Annotated in this window: 18 protein-coding genes; 7 read left to right on the forward strand and 11 right to left on the reverse strand. The window is 73.8% G+C overall.

Features of this window, described 5'->3' with window-relative positions; genetic code table 11:
• Nucleotides 1-72 precede the first annotated feature (72 nt).
• The 3 genes from ACFYMO_RS25875 to ACFYMO_RS25885 all read left to right on the forward strand — a co-directional run bounded on the left by ACFYMO_RS25875 (nt 73) and on the right by ACFYMO_RS25885 (nt 2,717).
• Complete coding sequence (locus ACFYMO_RS25875; protein WP_366770992.1) at nt 73-951, forward strand: PP2C family protein-serine/threonine phosphatase; 879 nt, start codon at nt 73-75, stop codon at nt 949-951.
• Nucleotides 951-2,021: an MASE1 domain-containing protein gene (locus tag ACFYMO_RS25880; RefSeq protein ID WP_366770991.1), complete on the forward strand. Its 1,071-nt coding sequence runs from the start codon at nt 951-953 to the stop codon at nt 2,019-2,021. Before ACFYMO_RS25875 ends, ACFYMO_RS25880 begins: the two co-directional genes overlap by 1 nt.
• Before the next feature lie 72 nt (nt 2,022-2,093).
• Nucleotides 2,094-2,717, forward strand: coding sequence for a hypothetical protein (locus ACFYMO_RS25885; RefSeq protein WP_366770990.1), 624 nt, complete (start codon nt 2,094-2,096; stop codon nt 2,715-2,717).
• Between the two features lie 50 nt (nt 2,718-2,767).
• Here ACFYMO_RS25885 and ACFYMO_RS25890 read toward each other — a convergent pair whose 3' ends face one another.
• From ACFYMO_RS25890 to yhfZ, 10 genes are all read right to left on the reverse strand, one after another.
• Nucleotides 2,768-3,376 carry a DUF4291 domain-containing protein gene (locus ACFYMO_RS25890; RefSeq protein WP_388549273.1) on the reverse strand — a complete coding sequence of 203 codons (609 nt, stop codon included), beginning with the start codon at nt 3,374-3,376 and terminating at the stop codon, nt 2,768-2,770.
• 129 nt (nt 3,377-3,505) lie between these two features.
• Nucleotides 3,506-4,330 carry an aldo/keto reductase gene (locus ACFYMO_RS25895; RefSeq protein WP_388549275.1) on the reverse strand — a complete coding sequence of 275 codons (825 nt, stop codon included), beginning with the start codon at nt 4,328-4,330 and terminating at the stop codon, nt 3,506-3,508.
• 106 nt (nt 4,331-4,436) lie between these two features.
• Nucleotides 4,437-5,687 carry a phosphopentomutase gene (locus ACFYMO_RS25900; RefSeq protein ID WP_388549277.1) on the reverse strand — a complete coding sequence of 417 codons (1,251 nt, stop codon included), beginning with the start codon at nt 5,685-5,687 and terminating at the stop codon, nt 4,437-4,439.
• Nucleotides 5,684-6,847: an alanine racemase gene (locus ACFYMO_RS25905; protein ID WP_366770986.1), complete on the reverse strand. Its 1,164-nt coding sequence runs from the start codon at nt 6,845-6,847 to the stop codon at nt 5,684-5,686. Before ACFYMO_RS25905 ends, ACFYMO_RS25900 begins: the two co-directional genes overlap by 4 nt.
• A gap of 1 nt (nt 6,848) precedes the next feature.
• Nucleotides 6,849-8,141: an aminotransferase class V-fold PLP-dependent enzyme gene (locus ACFYMO_RS25910; protein ID WP_388549280.1), complete on the reverse strand. Its 1,293-nt coding sequence runs from the start codon at nt 8,139-8,141 to the stop codon at nt 6,849-6,851.
• A 1-nt stretch (nt 8,142) separates the two neighbouring features.
• Nucleotides 8,143-9,141 carry a phosphotriesterase gene (locus ACFYMO_RS25915; protein WP_366770984.1) on the reverse strand — a complete coding sequence of 333 codons (999 nt, stop codon included), beginning with the start codon at nt 9,139-9,141 and terminating at the stop codon, nt 8,143-8,145.
• Between the two features lie 94 nt (nt 9,142-9,235).
• Nucleotides 9,236-10,594 (reverse strand): YhfT family protein, encoded by a 1,359-nt coding sequence (locus tag ACFYMO_RS25920; protein ID WP_388549400.1) that lies wholly within the window; start codon nt 10,592-10,594, stop codon nt 9,236-9,238.
• 54 nt (nt 10,595-10,648) lie between these two features.
• Complete coding sequence (locus ACFYMO_RS25925) at nt 10,649-11,002, reverse strand: DUF2620 domain-containing protein (RefSeq protein WP_366770983.1); 354 nt, start codon at nt 11,000-11,002, stop codon at nt 10,649-10,651.
• A gap of 154 nt (nt 11,003-11,156) precedes the next feature.
• Nucleotides 11,157-11,531 carry a PRD domain-containing protein gene (locus tag ACFYMO_RS25930; protein ID WP_366770982.1) on the reverse strand — a complete coding sequence of 125 codons (375 nt, stop codon included), beginning with the start codon at nt 11,529-11,531 and terminating at the stop codon, nt 11,157-11,159.
• 105 nt (nt 11,532-11,636) lie between these two features.
• On the reverse strand, nt 11,637-12,581 hold the full coding sequence (yhfZ, locus tag ACFYMO_RS25935; RefSeq protein WP_360694336.1) for a GntR family transcriptional regulator YhfZ: 945 nt from the start codon (nt 12,579-12,581) through the stop codon (nt 11,637-11,639).
• 140 nt (nt 12,582-12,721) lie between these two features.
• Here yhfZ and ACFYMO_RS25940 point away from each other — a divergent pair, with 140 nt between their 5' ends.
• The 4 genes from ACFYMO_RS25940 to ACFYMO_RS25955 all read left to right on the forward strand — a co-directional run bounded on the left by ACFYMO_RS25940 (nt 12,722) and on the right by ACFYMO_RS25955 (nt 20,053).
• A complete protein-coding gene (locus tag ACFYMO_RS25940; protein WP_388549285.1) occupies nt 12,722-15,577 on the forward strand; it encodes a SpoIIE family protein phosphatase in 2,856 nt (951 codons plus the stop codon).
• Nucleotides 15,578-15,648: 71 nt separating this feature from the next.
• Nucleotides 15,649-17,421 (forward strand): helix-turn-helix domain-containing protein, encoded by a 1,773-nt coding sequence (locus ACFYMO_RS25945; RefSeq protein ID WP_366770981.1) that lies wholly within the window; start codon nt 15,649-15,651, stop codon nt 17,419-17,421.
• Between the two features lie 380 nt (nt 17,422-17,801).
• Nucleotides 17,802-19,160 carry a diaminopimelate decarboxylase gene (locus ACFYMO_RS25950; RefSeq protein WP_388549288.1) on the forward strand — a complete coding sequence of 453 codons (1,359 nt, stop codon included), beginning with the start codon at nt 17,802-17,804 and terminating at the stop codon, nt 19,158-19,160.
• Between the two features lie 74 nt (nt 19,161-19,234).
• On the forward strand, nt 19,235-20,053 hold the full coding sequence (locus ACFYMO_RS25955; protein WP_388549291.1) for a DUF1266 domain-containing protein: 819 nt from the start codon (nt 19,235-19,237) through the stop codon (nt 20,051-20,053).
• 32 nt (nt 20,054-20,085) lie between these two features.
• On the opposite strand, the gene ACFYMO_RS25960 is transcribed toward ACFYMO_RS25955, so the two are convergent.
• Nucleotides 20,086-20,454, reverse strand: coding sequence for a VOC family protein (locus ACFYMO_RS25960; protein ID WP_388549294.1), 369 nt, complete (start codon nt 20,452-20,454; stop codon nt 20,086-20,088).
• Between the last annotated feature and the right edge of the window lie 142 nt (nt 20,455-20,596).

Here is a 20,596-nt window from a genome sequence, read left to right on the forward strand (position 1 = left end):
CGGCGCCGGGGCCGCCCTCCGTACGTACGCGCTCACCGGGCGCGGTCGTCCGCCCGGGGCTACGCTCGGATCATGGAGGGTCGGGGTCGGCACCGTCACGCGCGGCCCGCGAGCGCGGATGATCTGCTCTCGCAGCTCGGACAGCTCACCGCCCGGGTCCGCGAGGAGGTCGAGGTCCAGCGCGCGCGGGTCGAGCTGGCCGAGGCCCTGCAACGCGGCATGCTCCCCTCCGCCCTGCCCACCGCGCCGGGTCTGCGCGTCGCGGCCCGCTACGCCCCGGCCCGCAACGGCCTGGACATCGGAGGCGACTGGTACGACGGCTTCCTGCTGTCCGACGGCACCCTCAGCTTCTCGGTGGGCGATGTCCAGGGGCACGACGTGGAGGCCGCCGCCTACATGGGCCAGGTGCGCATCGCGCTGCGCGCCGTGGCCGCCATGGGCTCCACGGACCCCGGCGAGATCCTGCACACCGCCAACGAGCTGCTCGCCGCGATCGACAACCCGCTCTTCGCCACCTGCGTCTTCCTGCGCTTCGACCCGCACACCTGGAGCGTGCAGACCGCGCGTGCCGGCCACACGGGCGCGGTGTGGGCGCGGACCGACGGGGTGTCCGGCGTCATCGACCACACGCCGGAGGAGATCGGCCTGCCGCTGGCCGTGCTGGAGGGCCAGACCTACACCGTCACCGAGTACCGCTTCACCCAGCCGGGTGCACTGGCGCTGCTGACCGACGGTGTCGTGGAGGGGCCGCGATTCCCGTTGGAGCGGGGCCTCGACCAGGTGGCGCGAGTGCTGCGGGACGGCGTGCGTGAGGACCCCGAAGTGCTCGCCGACCGGGTGATGGAGGTGGCGGAGCAGACCGGGCACACCGACGACGCGGCCGTCCTGGTGCTCAGCTATGACGGGCCGGAGGCGTGTCAGACGGACCGTGCGGTGCCGGGCGTTGTCTGATGAACGATGTGCCCCCCAGCGAGACGACAGCCGACCGCCCGCCGGAACCCGCTCCCGCGCCGGCCGGCGCGGCGCTGCTCGGCGATCCCCGGTCGAGGCTGCTGGCGGCCTATGTGCTGCGGCTCGTCGTGCTCGCTCTGCTCTACTACGGAGGCGGACGGCTCGGCCTGCTGTGGAAGGTGGCGGTCGAGGGCGCGGTCGTCACCCCGTTCTGGCCGCCGACCGGTATCGCCGTCGCCGGACTGCTCTGGTTCGGGCTCCGGCTGTGGCCGGGAGTGGCCCTCGGCGCGCTGCTGGTGCTCACCAACATGGGGCCGCTGAGCTGGACCTCGCTGGGCTCCGTCGCGGGCAGTACGCTCGCCCCGGTCCTCGCCTGCCTGCTGCTGCACCGTGCGGGATTCCGCGAACAGGTGGACCGGCTGCGGGACGGGGTGAGCCTGGTCTTCCTCGCGGCGTTCCTGGGCATGCTGGTGAGCGCGACCGTGGGCACCCTGATGGTGGTGGCGGGCGGCAACCTCACGCTGCACGAGTTCTGGCCGGTCTGGTCCGCGTGGTGGGCGGGGGACGCGGTCGGAGTCCTGGTCGTCACCCCGCTGCTGCTGTCCCTGCCCAAGCTGGGCCGGCCGCGCAGCGTCCTGCAGGCGGTGGAGGCGCTGGGGCTGGGAGCGGCGACGACCGTACTGGCCATCGTGGTGACCCGTGCCCCCATGGACCTGCTGTTCCTGATCTTCCCGCTGCTGGTGTGGGCCGCACTGCGCTTCCAGCTCGCGGGCTGCGCGGTGAGCACGACGATTCTCGCCGTCGCCGCGACCGGGGCCGCCACCGCACGGGTGGGCGTCTTCGCACGGGAGGACCTGATCACGGGCATGATCACGCTCCAGGCCCTGAACGGCTCCGCCGCGCTGACCACGCTGCTGCTGGCCGCCGTCACCGCCGAGAAGCGCAACACCCACCGCAGGATCGCCGCCGCCTGCGAAGACCTCGCCGAGATGGTGGAGGTCCTCGCCCCGCAGGGTCGCGGTCCGCGTTCGTTCCCGGCCGGCGGCCGGACGGGGCAGCGCCAGGGATAGGGTCCCGCCATGGCCCAGCCTCCGCCCGTGCCACCTCCGCCCGTGCCACCTCCGCCCGTACCGTCCCCGTCCATGCCGGCTCCGTCCGTCCCGTCGCCGGACGCCGTCGCGTGGGAGCGGGCACTGGGCACGCTGGGACCGTGGCTGGCGACGGTGGGACCGCGGCGGCACGCGGACTGGCTGCAGGACGCCTCGGCGGTGCTCCGGCTCGGCACCCGGGACCCACGAGGCTGGCACACCGTCGACCAGCACGCGGGAAGCCCCTCCCGCACCTCGCAGGCCCCGTACTACCCGCTGGCCCTCGTGGATGCGCACCACCTCAACCACCACCTGGAACTGATCACCGGGCGGGAAGCCACCATGCTGCTGACGCGCCACTGCGCCGAGTACGGCGGCCCCCCGTTCCACCGCGGCTCCGAGGCAGCTCTGCGTGCGGCGGCCCGCACCGTCCTGGCCAGGTTCGGCCCCGCGGCGGAGTTCGCCACAAACGAGGACCTGCTCACCGACGAGTTCCTCGACGACGCGTCCGACGACGAGGAGAGCGGTGCGGAAGCCGCCGGCAGGTGCCGCCGGACATTCGCCGTCTCCTGCCTCACCCATCCGGCAGCCGAGCGGGACGGCTACATCCTGGACCTGGGGGTGGTCGCCGCCTCGGAGACCGAGGTCGGCGTCTTCTGGAACTACTTCATCGACTGACCCCGGCCCATGCCGAGCCGTGCCACCCCGGCCGACGCGCTGCGGCGGACTCAGGCGGCCAGGTGCGCGAGGAGCTCCGGGCCCGCCGGATAGGGCTCCTCGACGGGCAGCAGGCTGCGAGCACCCGTCAGGTCACCGGCGCGCACGGCGGCGTGCACCCGGTGGGCGAGCGGGGTGACGTCGGTGAGCGAGACGGTCCACTCGTCGGCGTAGCGGCGTGCGGCCTCACCCCCCAGGCCGAGCTGGAGCGACCGGTAGGGCAGCGGACGCAGTTGCAGGTCGCGTTCGGGATCCCACTGCACCCGGGCCGGGGACTCCCGCAACTGCCGCTTCCACGCGGCGCGGTCGGGATGCCGGTCCGGGTCGTGGTGCGACAGGCAGGCGTGGCGCAGCGCCCACTCGAAGCCCTCGCGGGTGATCTCCACGGCCAGCACGGTCTCCTGGTCCTGCTTGGTGGCCCAGCCGCAGCGGTACATCATCCACAGGAAGGACGGTTTGATCCAGGTCATCCGGTCCCGCTTCCAGGCGGCAGGGAACCGCCCGTCGCGAGCGGCGGGCAACCCGAGCCGGGGAGCGTACGCCTGGTAGACGGTGACCGTGGACGCCGTGTGCAGCGCACGGATGCGGTGCGCGGATGGTTCGTGCTGATGTTCTGACACGGCGTCCAGGATCACCGCACCTGCGGCCCGCCGGCCACCGGATTTCCGGGGAGCCGTGCGACCGTGCGACCGTGCGGCCGTGCGGCCGTGCGGCCGTGCGACCGTGCGACCGTGCGACCGTGCGACCGCTCAGAGGATCTCCAGCGGGTGCTTGCGGTGCGGCGGCGGGAAGGCCTCGTCCAGCACGGTCCGGTCCTCGTCGGTGAGCCGCAGATCGGCCGCCGCGCGGTTCTCCTCGACATGTGCGCGGACCGAGGCCTTGGGGATGGCGATGACGTCCTCGTGGCGCAGCACCCAGGCCACCGCCACCTGCGCGGGAGTGGCCCCGTGCGCTTCGGCGACCCTGCGCAGTGCGGGGTGCTCCAGCAGACGCCCCTGCTCGACGGGGGAGTAGGCCATCACGGGCACCGCCAACTCGCGGCAGTGGGGCAGCAGATCGAACTCGGGCCCGCGCCGGGAGAGGTTGTAGAGCACCTGGTCGGTCTCCGGCACCGCTCCACCGGGCAGGTCGGCGAGGTCGTCGGTGTCCAGGTTGCTCACTCCCCAGAAGCGGATGTCGCCCTCGCGTACCAGCCCCTCCAGCGCCTCGACCGTCTCGGCCAGCGGGACGCCGCCGCGCCAGTGCAGCAGATACAGGTCGATGCGGTCGGTGCCCAGCCGGCGCAGGCTGGCCCGGCAGGCTTCGACGGTGCCGCGCCGATCGGCGTGGGAGGGCAGCACCTTGCTGACGAGGAACACCTCGTCCCGGCGGCCCTGCACCGCCTCGCCGACCAACTCCTCGGCAGCGCCGCTGCCGTACATCTCGGCGGTGTCGATGAGCGTCATGCCCAGGTCGATACCGGTGCGCAGCGCCTCCAGCTCCCGGGCCCGGCGGGAGGGGTCGTCACCCATGTGCCAGGTGCCCTGGCCCAGGGCCGGGACGGCGGTACCGGAGGGAAGCTTCACAGTGCGCACGACGTTCGCGGTCCTTTCCGTGGGCGGCGGTTGCGGCCGGGTCCGGTGGGGTGCGCCGGTGCCCGGCGGCCCCGGGCCGGGCGCCCGGTGCCGCTCCCATGATCGCTCAGACCGCGGCGCCCTGGGGTATGCGCCTGCCGTTGGCGAGGCCCCCGGGGTCGAGCCCCAGCGCGTCGGCGGCCGTGGCGCCCACGTCCGCGAGGCTGTCCGCGTCCGGCAGCAGCTCCACTCCGGGGGCTCCGGGGCGGTGGATGAGCACCGGCACATACTCGCGGGTGTGGTAGGCGTGCCCGATGGTCGGGTCGTTGCCGTGGTCGCCGGTGACCACGAGCCGGTCCCCTGGCCGGTCCAGCAGCGCGACCAGCGCGGCCAGCCCCGCGTCGACCTGCTCCAGGATGCGCGCGTACCGCTCGGCGTCCTGCTGGTGCCCGGCGAGGTCGCTCTCCTGCACATTGGCGACGACCAGAGCCTCCCCCGGCGCGCGGACCGCCTCCGCCGTGTGGGCGAGGACGTCGGCCGTGGGCACGGCGGGGCGGCGGATCGCGGCCTCGCACGCGAGGATGTCCGCGGCCTTGCCGACGAGGGTCACGGGGATGCCGGACCGTGCCGCCAACTCGGGCAGCTGCCGGGTGTGGTCCAGCTCCGCGCCCAGGTGCCGCACCTGGAGGCCGTCGTGCCGGTAGAAGCCGCTCGCCGGGGTGTCCAGCCCCACCGTGCCGCCGTCGCCGTCGCGGACGAACCCGGGCAGCGGGCCGTCCGCGTGGCCGCCGACGGCGATGACCCGGGCGACGGGCGCCACCGCGCGCACCGTGCGGGCGACGGCGAGGATGCCGTCGAAGCCGAGGTCCGCCAGTTCGGCCGACGCGTTCCAGTTGATGCCGGGGTCGGCCTCCAGGTTGTCGTGCACCAGCACGCTGCCGTCGACCAGCAGCAGCGGCCTGCCGTCGAGGAGTTCGACCCGGTGCCCCGCCGCGCGCAGGGCTGCGGTCACCTCCGTCAGATGCTCGCCGAGCCGGGCGACGGTCACCCGGCTGAAGTCCGCGCCCATCATCGTCTGGTGGCCGGCGAAGGTGTCGGCCCCGGGGTAGCCCAGCGCCGCCCGGCCCGCCGCGACGGGCAGCCGGGTGCCGCGGGCGAGATCGGGGTGCGGGTGGACCAGGCCCAGGCCCAGCGCCCCGAGGACGGGCAGCCGCAGCGGCCTGCCGAGCGCCTCCCGGGCGTGGTCGAGCACATGGCCGCAGGTGTCGGCGGTCAGGTCGCCGGGACGCAGCGCGCCCGCGTCCGGCATCGCCCCGATCCCGAACCCGTCGACGACCAGGATGACGGTCCGCCCCCGGTCGTCCCGCCCGCCGCTCACAGCGCCCTCCCGTGTGCGTCGTACAGCCCGGTCAGCCGGGGTCTTCCGGACTCGAGCCCGGCCACCACCGCGACTTTGGAGCGGGTCACGAAAACCTGGGTGCGGAACGCCAGCAGCGCGGTGTCGCCGGCCCGCACCGGCCGGCCGGCGTCGGGAGCGGCCAACAGCCGGTAGTAGTCGATGTTCTCCGCGGGCGCGTCCTGCACCGCCAGCCGCTGCCCGGTGCGGGGCAGCAGCGCGGAGTTGAGGTGCGCGCGCGGGTAGAACCCGCCGCCGAACAGCGCCGGCCTCCCGTCCGCCAGCGTGTGCGCGACTTCCGAGACGTAGACGTAGGCGGGCCGTTCGGGCTGGCCGGTGTCGACCGCGTGCAGCGGCGTGGTGCCGGTCAGGGCGTGGCCGGGCTCGCCGTGGGTGGCGCCCAGCCGCGCGAGCAGCGGCAGGCTGGCCACGGAGGTGGCGCTGGGGGCGCTGAGCTTCAGGTCCCGGTGTCCGCGGGCGGCCAGCGCCTCGCGGGCTTCGATGGCGACGTCGAAGGTGGGGGTGGGCTCGGGGAGGCCGGTCTTGGCGTCGCACAGTACGCAGGGGAACGCGGTGACTCCCGCGATCCGGATGCCCGGCAGCCGCTCGGCCTGCTCGGCGAACGTGTCGAGCGCGGTCAGCGGGACACCGCCCTCCTGGCCCGGGTAGACCGAGCCGGGGGCGCCCTCGAGCCGGACGAGGACGTCCTGCACCAGGCCAAGGCGCTGTGCCGCCGCGGAGACGGCACGCGCGTTGTCGAGGTCGAAGACGGTGACGGTCTCCGGCCGCAGCGCCAGCAGCTCGGGGAGGGCGCGGTGCGGGATCTGCACCAGGTGGCCGAGGTTCCCGGCGCCGGCTCCGGCCGCGTGCAGGGTGCGGGCCTCGTCGGTGTCGATGGCGGCGAACCGGGGGATGGCATGTGCGACGGCCCGGATCAGTTCCGGGTTGCGGCCGAACTGCTTGACCACGAACCACAGCGACAGGTCCAGGCGCCGGGCCGCGTCCGCGAGCAGGGCCGCGTTCCGCGTGATGGCGTCCAGGTCCATGACGTAGGTGTCGGGTGGGATCTCGCCGCGCCGGTGGAGGTCGGCGGCGGTGTCGGCGAGCTCCGGGTTGCGGGCGAGGAGGCTGTCGAGGAACACGTCAGTCCTTTGCGCGGTGCTGCGGTACGTCGTGCGGGGCTGCGGGCGCGGTGTGCTGCCGGGAGGCTTCGGGGGCGGGGCCAGGTCCGGGCGCTCCGGGAGCGGGGTGTCCGGGCGCTCCGGGAGCGGGTGGCTCGCCGCCGATCACCGCCAGGGAGCGGCGCAGGATGTCCAGGACGAGGTCGGCACCGGCGCGCATCGGGTTGACGCGGACCACCCAGTCGGCCAGCTCGGGTGCGTCGTCCAGGGCCGAGCTGGACATCCGGTAGAAGAGCGGCGCGATCTCGTACCGGGAGTTGGAGCCCACCGGGTAGGGCGCCGCGCCGAACCGGGCGGCCACCTCGGGCAGCCGCCGCGCCACGGGCGTGTCGAGCTGCACCAGCAGGCATCTGTCCTGCGCGTTGGCGAGGCGCACGTCGGCGACGCCGGGCACTTCGCCGGCCGCGAGGCGCTCGGCGACCTCGGCGCCGACCCGGGACTGCAGGGCCCACATCACCGGCACGTGGGTGAGGGCGCGCAGCGCGTCGAGCGCCTGCTGGCCCTGGACCTGGCCGCCACCGGAGTAGTTGTCGGCGTGCACGCGGGCGACCAGGTCGGCGGCGCCGACGACGGCGCCGACGCCCTCCGGGCCGTGGAGCTTGAACAGCGAGAAGCAGGAGGCGTCCGCGCCGAGTTCGACTCCGGAGGCGGGCACCCGGAAGACGGCGTAGTTGTCGTCGGTGAGGGTGCGGACACCGGCCTGTCGGCAGGCGGCGAGGACCTCGCCCGGGTCGTAGGAGTCGGCCAGCCGCTGCCGGGTGTGCTGGACGTACGCCCAGCGGAAGCGGCCGGAGGCCAGCACGCTCCGCAGCGCGTCGAGGTCGTTGAAGTCGGCTTCGACGGTCTCGACCCCGAGCCCGCGCAGCGTCACGGCAGTGGTGCGGTAGACCGGGGCCCGGTGGACGAGCAGCGGTTCGCCCGGCCCGACGGCGGCGGTCAGCGCGGCGCGGATCGCGCCGGTGCCCGCGCCCTGCACCAACGCGGCGTCCTCGGCGCCGAAGTACGCGGCCAGCACCGCCTCGACGCGCGCGGTGGTCAGCGGGCGGCCGAGCTCGGGCACCACGCCGGCGTCGGCGGCGAACAGCTCCGGCCCGGCGAAGTGCGCCGCGGTGGCTTCCAGCAGCCGGAACTGCTGCCCGGCCGCGTCTTCCACCGGAACGGTGTCCAGCGGGAACGTGCGGGGCAGCGGCGGGCGCGCCGGCCTCGAGCCGTGCGCGTCCGGCGTGTCGGACGCGTTCGAGGGGGTGGCAGACATCTCAGATCTCCTCGGGGCTCGCACCGGTCAGAAAGCGCAGCGGGTTGCGCCGCGTCAGCACATCGATCAGTTCGTCGTCCACGCCGGCGGCGCGCAGAGCGGGCAGGAACGAGCGGAACAGGTGCCCGTAGCCCGTACCGCCCTCGCTGCGCAGATAGGCATGGCGAGAGATGTCGCAGCTCAACAGCGCCCGGTCGGCGTGTCCGGCCTCCAGGAACGCGAGGAGCAGCCGCAGCCGCTCCTGGTCACTCTGGTAGCTGTCCTTGCCGACGGTGTCGAACGCGACGTAGGCGCCGGCCTCGGCGAGCCGCCGGTGCACGGCGGGGGCGGTGAGCAGGTCCTGGTGCCCGACGCAGATCCGGTGCGGGGCGAGGCCCGCACCGGTCAGCAGGTCGAGCTGGGCGAGTCCGCCGTGGCCGAGCTGGGCGTGGGTGGCGACCGACAGGCCGGTGGCGACGGCCGTGTGCGCGGCGGCCCGCAGCACCCGGGTCTCGGGTTCGCTGGGCGCCTCGCCATGGCTGCCCACCTCGCCGAGCACCCCCGGCCGGATCCCGGTGGGTGTGCCGTCGGGTCCTGCCATGCCCTCGCGGACCTCCGCCGTCAAGGTGGCGGCGAGCTGTTCCACAGAGGCTCCGGCCAGGTCGCCGACCGGGTGGAACGGCTCGTAGTACCACCCGGTCGCGGCGACGACGGCGACGCCGCTGTCCCGGGCTATCCGGGCGAGGGCGGCCGGATCGCGGCCCATGCCCCGGCAGGTCAGCTCGATGACGAGGGAGAGACCGTACTCCTCGCGCAGCGCGGCCAGTTCCCGGCCGACGGCCGGTCCGTGCCGCCGCGCGTCGAGGACGGCGGCGCCGTCGTTGCGGCGGTCCAGGTCGAGGACCAGGTGTTCGTGGGCGAGGACGGGACCGCTGACGGATGCCGCCGCCAGCGGCCCGGCGACCGTGTGCACCAGCGGCTCGGTGCCGCGGTGCGGGTGGGGGGTGGAGCTCGCGCTCATCGGTGGGCCTTCCTGGTGGCGGTGCTGCCTGGGGCCGCGTGTGGAATCCGGCGGGATCGCGGTCCCCGGGCAGGCGCGCCCCGGTCGGGACGGATCAGCCCTTGAGAGGGGTGAACAGGTCGAGCCAGTAGAGGACGTTGAGCAGGACGCCGCCGATGATCACCGCGGTGGGCGCGGCCGCCATCCGGACGACGGGCCGGCCCATCGCCTCGTTGAGCAGGTAGAGCCCGCCCACGATGAGGATGCCCAGTCCGCCGCCCATCGCGTTGGCCGCCATCAGGGAGCCGAAGAGGATGGCCAGGTGGAGGCTGTCGGTGATGGCGTTGCGCAGGTGCTCGGAGGAGTCCCGGACGCTGGGGAGCTTGCCGAGGACCTTGCCGATGGAGGAGAGCGCCAGGACCTCGAGGGCGAAGACGGCCGCTCCCACCACCGCCGCCAGCACCGGGTTCGGCATCAGGTAGCCGATCGGGTAGACGAGCGTGAATCCGGCGATGCCGTAGGCGCCCGAGGCGAGCGCCGTCGTCGCGATCAGCGGGACGAAGCCGAAGACGCGGTAGAAGTCGACCTGCGCGGCCTCCGAGAAGTGGCCCTTGGCTATGAGGAAGCTGGTGGCTTCGCCACCGCCGAATATGTGCATCTGGGCGAGGACGCAGACTCCCGCGCCCAGGACCATGAACAGCGGCAGGTAGCGGCGCAGCCGGGTGGCGCTGGCGCTGAACAGGGAGGCCATCGGGTCGTCGTCGGGCGCCTCCTCGGAGGCGGCTCCCGAGGCGGCGGCGGCCTGGCGGTCCGCCTTGCGCTGCACCAGGTCCCTGCGGACGGCGAGGCCGATCAGCAGGAGGACGCCGACGGCCATGGCGAGCGCGCCCGCGAAGATGTCGGGCCACAGCTTCATCGTCATCACGACGAGGGCCAGTTCCACCGCTCCGGCCGCCGCGCCCCACGCGCGTCCGAACTGCTTGGTGATGGCCAGCACCGGGAACAGGGTGAAGAGGAAGAGGATCGGCGTCGACATCTGCTGCATGGCCGTCAGGAAGTCGACGGGCAGGTCGTGCGCCACCTCGTTGGCCCCGTTGAGCCCGAAGACGACCACCGCGCCCCATCCGGCGCCCAGCAGCGGCGCCAGCCACTTCTTCGGAGCCAGCAGGCCCAGGATGTCGGTGGGCAGGAAGAGCAGCCAGGGGTTCAGGACGCCGGAGGAGAGCGCCATCGGCGCGCCGAGTCCGAAGATGAAGCCTGCGGAGAGCCCGAAGGAGACCGCGGTGGTGGCCGAGCGGGTGGTCCGGCCGTGGATGAAGTCCAGCATGAACGGGCGCACTCCGTCGTTGAAGACGGCCAGCGCCATGTGCGAGATGAACGCGGTCAGCGCGCACAGCAGGATCACGGTCAACTGCTGCGGCAGCGTGAAGTCCAGTCCTGCGTCTGCGGCCAGTTGGAGGCCGGTGGTGCTCATCGTTCTCACGGGGTTCGCTCCTTACACGCCCGGGGGTTCTGCGCCTGGACCCGGTCAGGCACGCGCGAGGGCGCGGGCGAGCAGGGGGGCGATGGTCTCGATCTGGTCCATGGAGAAGCCGAAGACCTTCTTGCCGTCGGCGATCAGTGCCGCCACTTCGTCCTCACCAGGGACCGTGCGGCCGAAGGTGTGACAGGCCGGCTGGCCGAGCAGCCCCACGAGTACGCCGAGCGAGGCTCCGGCGCCGGTGTGGCAGGTGCCGAGGTAGTAGTCGGCCTGACCGGAGCGCAGCTTCATGGCGGCGTCCATGTCGCTGGAGACCACGACCTCGACGCCGTCCAGGTCGAGGGCGCGGACGGCGTCGGCCACTTCGGTCTTGCCGACTCCGCCGGTGAGGATCTTCGTCATGAGTGGGTACCTCTCGTCTGTGCCGCGGGACCCGGCGGCGGGTTCCGCTGGTGCGTCGGGGTGCGCGGGGTGCTTCGTTGAGTGCGTCCGGGTGGTGCCGGGGAGCGGTCGGGGGTGGTGGATGCCGGTGTCTCCCGTGTGTCCGGGACGGGGGTCAGGGGGACACCCGTTGGGCGAGTACGGCCAGGTGCATGGCCAGGAAGTTGATCTCGGAACCGGGCAGCGAGGCCCCCAGCTCGGCCTCGGCGCGGGTGGCGACGCGGCGTGCGCGGGAGACGGCCGCCGGGTGGTCGGCCAGTTCCGCCGCGACCTGGTCGTCGGTCTGGAACTCCTCGATCGGCTCGCCGTCGAGCAACCGGGTGAGGGCCATCATCAGATGGCTCGTCAGCATGCCCGCGGTCTCCTCGGTGACCGGAGCGCCCTCGTCGGCGAGCGCGGACAGCTCCGCCGTCACGAAGTCGGCCACTTCGGGGCGGACCTGGCCGCCGTCGCGGAAGAGCTGGATACGGAGTGCGAGTTGGTCGTCCACGGCGTTCTCCTCGACGGGCGACAGAAATCGGGATTCTGGATTCTCTGGACCTGCCGTCCCCCGTCTCACAACGAGGGGGGCGGATCGACGGGCGCTGCCGGGTCGTCAGTACGAGGGCATCCGGTCTCCTCGTACGACCGCGGACTGCAGCTTCGTCACCCGTTCGGTGTCGATGGCCTCCCGTATGGCGTGCAGCGCGGCCACGCTCTCGGCTCTGCCGATGACCGCCGCGCTGGAGTTGCGCAGCGAGAGGTCCCGCGCTATCTCGTCGCCGAGCGGGAGCACCTCGATGCCCTCGCCGAGCCGGCCCTGCACCTCGTCCAGGTTCCAGACGGTGGCGTCCGCCTTGTCCTGCACCAGCAGATCGAGGAGCTGCATGTAGGAGCACTCGATCCACTCGACGTCCGCCCGGCCTGCGAACGCGCGTTCGGCGAGCAGCCGCTGGTCCTCCGAGGCGTGGTCGACCGCGACGCGGAGGCCGGGCGCGTCCAGCGAGCCCCCTTCGCGCAGCAGCACTCCGTGCGCCCCGACATAGGTGGTCGGGCCCAGGTCGACGACCAGCGAGAGGTCCTCGGGGTACTCCTCGATCAGGCGGTCCGCGGCGTAGCGGGAGAGGACGACCAGGTCGGCCTTGCCCTCCAGCAGCGCCGTCGCCCTGCTGCCCGCTCCCCGCATGAAGGTGATGCCGAAGGGCGTCCCGGCGTCGTCGAAGGCGGCGCGCAGCCCGGTCGCCAGGCCCTCGTAGCGGCGGGAGTAGGGCAGCGGCATCGCGGCGAGCAGGGTACCCAGCCCCGACAGCCGCCACAGGATCGAGCGGTCCGACCGGACGAGGAAGGTGCCCAGATGGCCGCGCGCGGCGGTCTCGATCGCCCCGGCCTCCTCCAGCAGCCGCAGCGCACCCTGGACGGTGCCGTTGCCGCAGCCCAGCTCCTCGGCGAAGTCCCGGACCCGGGGCAGCCGCCGCTCCGGCTCGTACTCCAGCAGGAGGAGCGCGAGCTGGCGGGCCGCCAGGCCGTTGCGGGTCAGGAACCGCTCGTCGTAGTCGTTCACGACGGCACAGTAAACAGAATCCTGGATTCTTGACAAGACCCCTTCCCGGATTCCTCCGGGTGCCTCGACCCCCGCTTTCCGGAGGGAGAGAGTCCGAGTCGACGGAGGCTCACCATGCAGAGAACTGCTAGAAAAGGGGCATGCGCGGACTTTTCGGGCGCCGATCGGCTCGGCGCGGACAGCACCGCCGAGTGCGGTCCGGCTCCGCGCATTCCGCGCACGGTCCGGGCGCCGAGAGGACCCCCTCCCGGGACAGGCCCCCCGACAGCGGGCCACCGCCCCGCGAACGCCTCTTCCGGCTCCCGTTCGGCCCCCGCACCGTCGCCGGCGAGGTCTTCTTCCTCCAGGTGTCGGTCATCGTGCTGCTGATGGTCGCCGTGGTGGTGGCCTTCGTCCTGCACGCGCGCTGGAGCAGCACCCGCCAGGCCAACAAGCAGTCCCTCGCGGTCGCCACCACGTTCGCGCGCTCCCCGGACGTCCTGGCCGGGCTGGAGAGCAAGGACCCGACCGCGGCGCTCCAGCCGCGCGCCGAAGCGGTCCGCAAGGCGACCAAGGTCTCCTACGTGGTCGTCTGGACGCCCGACGGCACCCGGGTCACGGCACCGCAGCCCGACCTGATCGGCAAACGCGTCGCGGGCCCCGTGCAGGACCTCGTCGACAACGCGCGGGAGGGCCGCTCGACCACCAAGACCCTCCAGGCCGCCCCCGGACTGACCGTGAACTCCGCCGTCCCCGTCACCCGGCCGGACGGCACACTCGCCGGACTGGTCTCCACCGGCGTCACGGTCTCCCGGGTGAACGAGGGCGTGAAGCGGCAACTGCCGGTGCTGCTCATGTCGGCCGCCGGGGCACTGCTGCTCGCCTCGGGCACCTCCGCGCTGGTCAACCGGCGGCTGCGGCGCCAGACCCACGGCCTGGGTCACGAGGAGATGACCCGGATGTACGAGCACCACGACGCGGTGCTGCACGCCGTCCGGGAGGGCGTGCTGATCGTCGACGAGACGGGACGGCTGGTCCTGGTCAACAACGAGGCACGACGGCTGCTGGAGCTGCCCGAGGACGCCGAGGGGCGCCCCGTCGACCAGGTCGGTCTGGGCGCGGGCATGCTGGGCCTGTTGACGTCGGGCCGCGCCGCCTCGGACGAGGTGCATCTGGCCAAGGGCCGGCTGCTGGCCGTCAACATCCGCTCCACCCGCAGCGGGGAGGGCCCGCCCGGGCAGGTGGCGACGCTGCGGGACACCACCGAGTTGCACGCGCTGGAGGGCCGCGCGGAAGGGGCACGGGAGCGGCTGCGGCTGCTGTACGAGGCCGGAGTGCGGATCGGCACCACGCTGGACGTGACCCGCACCGCCGAGGAGCTGACCGAGGTGGCCGTCCCCCGGTTCGCCGAGTTCGCCACCGTCGAACTGCTGGACCCGGTGCTGCGCGGCGAGGAGCCCTCCGCCGCACGCACCGACATGCGCCGCACCGCGATGAGCGGCGTCCGCGACGACGCACCGCTGCTCCCGGTGGGCGCCGTCGTGCGGACCGTGGAGACGCTGCGCGGCCACGCCGAGGAGGCGGGAGAGCACTCGGTCCTGGAAGCCGATCTGCGGCAGGCCGACGACTGGCTGGCGCAGCAGCCCGACCACGGCCGGCAGGCATTGGAGTACGGCATCCGCTCGCTGATCAGCACCCCGCTGCGGGCCCGCGGGGTGCTGCTGGGCAGTGTCGACTTCTGGCGCACCGACCGCAGCGATCCCTTCGGCGACGACGACGTGGCCTTCGCCGAGGAACTGGCCGCACGGGCCGCGGTCAGCATCGACAACGCCCGCCGCTACACCCGCGAGAACACCATGGCGGTCACCCTCCAGCGCAGCCTGCTCCCCCGCGGCCTGCCCGAACAGGACGCGCTGGAGGTCGCCTCGCGCTACCGGCCCACCAGAGCCGGGGTGGGCGGCGACTGGTTCGACGTCATCCCGCTGCCCGGCGCCCGGGTGGCGCTGGTGGTCGGCGACGTGGTGGGCCACGGACTGCACGCGGCGGCGACCATGGGCCGGCTGCGCACAGCCGTGCTCAACTTCTCCTCCCTCGACCTGACCCCCGAGGAACTCCTGGCGCACCTGGACGAGCTGGTCGACCGGATCGACCAGGACCAGACCACCGAGGGCAACGGCGCGACCGTCACCGGAGCCACCTGCCTGTACGCGATCTACGACGCGGTCTCCGGGCGCTGCACCGTGGCCCGCGCCGGCCACCCGGGGCCCGCGCTGGTCGCGCCCGACGGCACCGTCGACTACCCGGAGGTGCCCGTCGGCCTGCCGCTGGGCCTGGGGGGCGCCCCGTTCGAGACGGCGGAGCTGCACCTGCCGCCCGAGAGCCAGCTCGTCCTGTTCACCGACGGACTGGTGGAGGACCGCGAACGCGACATCGACGACGGCCTCGACCTGCTGCGGCGGACGCTGACCGGCCATCCGGGCAGGTCGCCCGAGGACACCTGCCGCACGGTGCTGGACACCCTGCTGCCCGCCGAGCCCAGCGACGACATCGCCCTGCTGGTGGCCCGCGCCCAGGTACTCGACCCCGAACAGGTCGCCCAATGGGAGGTACCGGCCGACTCCGGAGCCGTGGCCCCGCTGCGGGCCCAGGTCAGCCGGAAGCTGGCCGAGTGGGGCCTGGAGGAGACGTCCTTCACCACCGAGCTGATCCTCAGCGAACTGGTCACCAACGCCATCCGCTACGGCAGCGAGCCGATCCGCGTCCGGCTGCTCCACCAGACCCGTCTCACCTGCGAGGTCTCCGACGGCAGCAGCACCTCGCCGCACATGCGCCGCGCCGCGGCCACCGAGGAGGGCGGCCGCGGCCTGTTCCTGGTGGCACAGCTCGCCGAACGCTGGGGCACGCGCTACACACCGCACGGCAAGGTGATGTGGACAGAACAGAACCTGCATCCCGAGGAGCACCGACCCGAGCAGGATGCCGACAGCCTCCTCGACCAGTGGGACGAGTCCCTGTGAACCGGTGAGCCCCGAGCGGCCCCCGCGGGCTCGGGAACGGTCGCACTCTGCGGCTGGGCCACACTTGGGCCATGTCCAGCTCAAGCCCGCCGCACCGACCGGCCGCCCCCGAGGTGACAGAGCAGCACCAGGGCCACCCCACCCTGGCGAGCCTGCTGGCGACCGCCCCGGGCGAGGCGCTGGACCTGCTGGCGGCGCCCCGCGGCAGCCACGTCCCCGTCCACGGGGTGGGCGTCTTCGACGCCGGGGAGACGTTCGCCGCGCACGGTCAGGTGCTGCTCGCCCCCGGCACCGACGACTCCTCCGACACCGCCCCGCTGGTGCTGCGGTCCGCGGCCCGCGCCGGGGCCGCGGCCGTCGTCGTGCGACGCGGTGCGACCGGAGCGGACCCGCAACTGCTGGAGGCGGCCGCCGAGACCGGCACGGCACTGCTGACCCGCGCCCCCTGGGTCGAGTGGACCGAACTGATCGGCATGCTGCGCGCCGGACTGGCACACGCCGGCGGTCCGCCCGCCGGCGAGTCCCCCACCGATGTGCCGCTCGGCGATCTGCCCGCCCTGGCCCGCGCCCTGTCCGTACTGGTGGGCGGCGCGATCACCATCGAGGACCCGGACTCGCGGGTGCTGGCCTTCTCCCCCACCGAGCACGGCTCCGACCCGCTGCGCCGCCAGACCATCCTCGGCCAGCAGGTGCCCCGGTGGCGGCTGGCAGAGCTGGCCGCCAGCGGATTCCTGCGCACCCTGTGGTCGACGGACGAGGTGGTGCACCGCCCAGCGGAGGGGCAGTTCTCCGAGCGGCTGGCCGTCGCGGTGCGCGCAGGGGACGAGGTACTCGGCTCGATCTGGGCCGCCGCCGACGGCAGCCCGCTGCGGGAAACGGCGCGGCAGGCGCTGCGGGAGGCGGCACGTACCGCCGCCCCGCATCTGCTGCGGCACCGGCAGCGCATCCAGCAGGGAGCGGCGCACCGCAGACAGGCGGTGCGGGACCTGCTGGAGGGCACCGGGGACGCCGACTCGGCCGCCGCGCTCGGACTCACCACCGAGACGCCCTGCGTCGTCCTGTCCGTCACCACCCAGGGCGCCGTGGCCGCCAAGGGGGCCGTGGTCCCCCAGGGCGGTCCGCGGACCGGGAGCGGAGAAGCGGAGCCCCAGCCCCCCGACGCCCACGACCGTGCGCTGCGCCTGGCATCCCTCCAGGCGACGGCTCACCAGCCGCCCGGGCGTCCGCTGCGGGACGCCGACCGGCTGGACGTCCTGCTGCCGCTGCCCGACGGGGAGCCAGCGGAGGCGGACGCGGCCGCCCGGCGGCTGGCCCTGCGGCTCGGCGCCGCGGTCCGCGACGCCGGAGCCCTCCCCCTGGTGGCCCTCGGCACGCCGCAGCCCACTCCGGCGAAGGCACCCCGGTCGCGCAGATCCGCGCACCTCGTCCTCCGGGTGCTGCGGGACCGCAGCGCACGAGCCGTGCACGACGGCACTCCGGAGGTGCTGGAGGTCGCCGCGGAGACGGATGTGCGCGCGGCGCTGGACGCGCTGCGCGCCGTGCACACGGTGGCCGGACTGACCCCGCCGGTGGACGGTCCGGTGCGGGAGCTGCTGGCCCACGACGAGCAGCACGGCACCGCGCTGGCGCCCACCCTGGCCGGCTACCTCAGCAGATTCGGCGACGTCCCCGGCACCGCGCGGGAACTGGGTGTGCATCCGAACACCCTGCGCTACCGGCTGCGCCGACTGCGCACCCGTTTCGGGCTCGACCTCGACGACCCCGATGTGCGGCTGCTCGCCGAACTAGGGCTGCGCGCGGCGGGCCGCCATCCGGCAGCGCCGCGGGACGACCGGCCGGGGTGAGCGGCGTCGCGGCGCGTTGTACGGCCGCAGTCGCGTCGTACGGCCGCACAAGACCGTGGGGTGGCATGTGGTGCGCGGGCACAATGCCCGCCGGAACGCCGCCGCCCCGTTGGACCGGCGTCCAGCGGAGCGCCCGGAAGTTCGGCCCCGCCACCGCAGACCGGGCGGGGGCCCGCGGCGCACAGTGGACGGGTGTTCTCGGGGCGCCCCGGCGACGGACGACCGGGCACGCCGGACCGGGGCGGACCCGGAGCAGGGCGTACGACAGTCCACCGGCCCGGCGACGGAGTCACGGAGCCGACCCGGGGAACCCGAGGCAGGAGCCGCCCCGGCGGGCCGAGAGCCCGCCTGCGGGGCCGACCACGTGAAGGGAGTCGCAGATGGTGCCGGACACCGTGGCGCGCAGGCAGGAAGCCGTCCGGGCGGCGGTCCGCGAAGAGCTGCTGGGCCCGGAGACTCCGGTCGTCGCCCTGCTGGACGTCAAGGGCATCCGGGAGAGCGCCCGGCAGTTGCACGCCGCCTTCGCCGGCCCCTCCCCCGTGCTGCACACCTTCGCCGTCAAAGCGGCCTCCCTGGTGCCCGTGCTGGAACTGCTGGCCGAGGAACAGATCGGCGCCGAGGTGGCGAGCCCGGGAGAGCTGGCGCTCGCCCGCGCCGCAGGCGTCCCGGCCGCCCGGACCGTCCTCGACTCCCCCGCCAAGACCCCGGCCGAGCTGCGGGACGCGCTGGAGACCGGCGTGGCGGTCAACGCCGACAACCCGCAGGAACTCTCCCGCCTCGACGCGCTGGTGGCCGGGCGCACCGCGGCGGGTCAGGCACCGGGGGCGCCGCTGGGCCTGCGGATCAACCCGCAGGTGGGTACGGGTTCCATCGACGCGATGAGCACCGCGACGGCCACCTCGAAGTTCGGGGTGGCGCTGCGCGACGAGGGGGCCGAACAGTGGATCGTGGACAGCTTCCTGTCCCGTCCCTGGCTGACCCGGCTGCACTCGCACACCGGTTCGCAGGGTGTGCCGCTGGAGCTGATGGCGGAGTCGGTGCGGGTCGTCTACGAGCTGGCGGAACGGATCAACCGCGAGGCGGGCCGGCAGCAGATCGACACGGTCGACATCGGCGGCGGCCTCCCGGTCAACTTCGCGGGCGACGAGACCGATGCGTCGTTCGACACCTACGCCCGGCTGCTGCGCCGCACCGTGCCGGGCCTGTTCGACGGGCGGTACACCGTCGTCACCGAGTTCGGCCGCTCGCTGCTGGCCAAGCAGGGCTTCATCGCCGCGCTGGTGGAGTACACCAAGACCTCCGGCGGCCGCCGCATCGCCGTCACCCACGCGGGGGCGCAGGTGGCGACCCGTACGGCGTTCGCCCCCGAGGCGTGGCCGCTGCGGGTGGGCGCCTTCGACGCGAAGGGGGCACCCAAGCACACACCCGACCTGGTGCAGGACGTGGCGGGACCGTGCTGCTTCGCCGGGGACCTGGTGGCCCGCGAGCGTGCCCTGCCCGAACTGGCACCCGGCGACGTGGTGACGCTGTGGGACACGGGCGCCTACTACTTCTCCACGCCCTTCCAGTACAACAGCCTGCCCAGGCCCGCGGTGTACGGCTTCCGGCGGGGCGGCGACGGTGGTACCCGCTTCTCGCTGGTGCGCGCGGCGCAGCGGATCGAGGAGGTCGTGGCGGAGAGCGGCGCCGCACAGCGCGGAGCGCTCACGGGCTCGGGCAGGCCCGCACCCGGCCGCTGAGCCGGACGGGCGGCCCGGATAGGCTCCCGCACCGTTCCCGGAATCACCGGGTGCGTTCCGCACGGGGGTCGAGTGTGTTCGGTTTTCTCCGCAAGTCGCCCATCTTCCCCTGGGCGGGCGACCGGCTGCGGTCGGCCCGCCCCGGGGGTGAGACGGACGAGGCTGTGCTGCGCGGCCTCGCCTGCGGAGCACATCTGAAGTACGCCAACGGCGACCCGTGGAACACGGTCACCGACCCGCGCCCGGCCCCGGCGTGGGAACGCACCCGGCTCAAGTCGATGTGGAACGTCACCGACGCGCACCAGTGGCACGAGACGGTGCAGGAACTGCTGGACGGCCAGATCTCCACCCCGCTGTGGGACATGGCCATGGGGGCCCGCGCAGCCCTCCTCGTCCGGCGGCAGGGCACCCCGGAGGCCGGGCAGCCGGTCTCGGAGCAGGCGTGGAACGACGCGCTGGGGCGCTGGCTGGTGGACCGGCTCGGCCCGCACCACCCCGAACTGCGCGACACCTCGGCGGCGCTCCGTGAGACCGTCAGCCGCGTCCTGCGCTACGAGGCCCGCTTCCGCGAGGACGGCCTGCTGGGCCGCGACGCCGTCGTACGCCGCACCCTGGCCTGGGACCTGGGCCGGGCCGCCAACATGGCCTGCTGGGGCGTGGACGCGGGCTTCGCACAGGCCGACGAGGCACGCGAGGCGCTCCGCGTCGTGGGCTCTGCCGCGGCTGAGGAGTACGACACCTGGCGGGACTTCTCCCTCGGCTACGTCCTCGGCCGCTGCCTGCACTTCGACGAGGACGCCTTCGGCTCCTGGTACCGCGAGGTCCGCGACTCCCACCGACTCCTCACCGCCGACCGCAAGAGCCCCTGGACGGCACTGCCGTTGCGGGGCTGAGGGGCCGGGCTTCCGGAGGCCTGCACTCGCTGTCAGTGATGTCCGGTGTCGATGACGCAGAAGCGGTTGCCCTCCGTGTCGGCGAGCACGATGAAGTCCGCGTCGTCCGGGGCGAGATCCCAGTCGCCCCGCCGCGCCCCCAGCGCGACCAGCCGCTCGACCTCGGCGGCCTGGTCGCGTGCGTCCCCGGCGTACAGATCCAGATGGACCCGGGGATGTTCCTGGACAGGTGTCTCGCTGAGACCGAGCGACAGTTGCACCCCGGTCCCCTCCGCCGGCACCAGCACCACCCAGTCGTCGGCCATCTCCTCGCGGGGGACGTAGCCCAGGGCCGCCGTCCAGAACGCGGCCGCACGCGGCACATCGGAGACACCCAGCACGACGGAACCGACTCTCAGCACGCGCCGATTCTGGCAGACGGGACACCAAGCGCCCGCCCTGCATCTCAGCCATCCCAGAGCAATAGCAAGGCGCGAAGGCCAGCGGCGCCAGCTCTGTCGACGAAGCAGCACTTTCAGGAAGCGTGCCGACCGCCGAGGGCGA

The organism is Streptomyces sp. NPDC007025 (genome assembly GCF_042869455.1).
Lineage (GTDB): Bacteria > Actinomycetota > Actinomycetes > Streptomycetales > Streptomycetaceae > Streptomyces.

Coding starts and splice junctions, on each gene's coding strand:
- ACFYMO_RS25920 (WP_388549400.1), bottom strand. CDS start 10,594: ATGAGCACCACCGGCCTCCAACTGGCCGCAGACGCAGGACTGGACTTC.
- ACFYMO_RS25915 (WP_366770984.1), bottom strand. CDS start 9,141: ATGAGCGCGAGCTCCACCCCCCACCCGCACCGCGGCACCGAGCCGCTG.
- ACFYMO_RS25940 (WP_388549285.1), top strand. CDS start 12,722: ATGCGCGGACTTTTCGGGCGCCGATCGGCTCGGCGCGGACAGCACCGC.
- ACFYMO_RS25880 (WP_366770991.1), top strand. CDS start 951: ATGAACGATGTGCCCCCCAGCGAGACGACAGCCGACCGCCCGCCGGAA.
- ACFYMO_RS25950 (WP_388549288.1), top strand. CDS start 17,802: ATGGTGCCGGACACCGTGGCGCGCAGGCAGGAAGCCGTCCGGGCGGCG.
- ACFYMO_RS25945 (WP_366770981.1), top strand. CDS start 15,649: ATGTCCAGCTCAAGCCCGCCGCACCGACCGGCCGCCCCCGAGGTGACA.
- ACFYMO_RS25875 (WP_366770992.1), top strand. CDS start 73: ATGGAGGGTCGGGGTCGGCACCGTCACGCGCGGCCCGCGAGCGCGGAT.
- ACFYMO_RS25885 (WP_366770990.1), top strand. CDS start 2,094: ATGCCGGCTCCGTCCGTCCCGTCGCCGGACGCCGTCGCGTGGGAGCGG.
- ACFYMO_RS25925 (WP_366770983.1), bottom strand. CDS start 11,002: ATGACGAAGATCCTCACCGGCGGAGTCGGCAAGACCGAAGTGGCCGAC.
- ACFYMO_RS25910 (WP_388549280.1), bottom strand. CDS start 8,141: ATGTCTGCCACCCCCTCGAACGCGTCCGACACGCCGGACGCGCACGGC.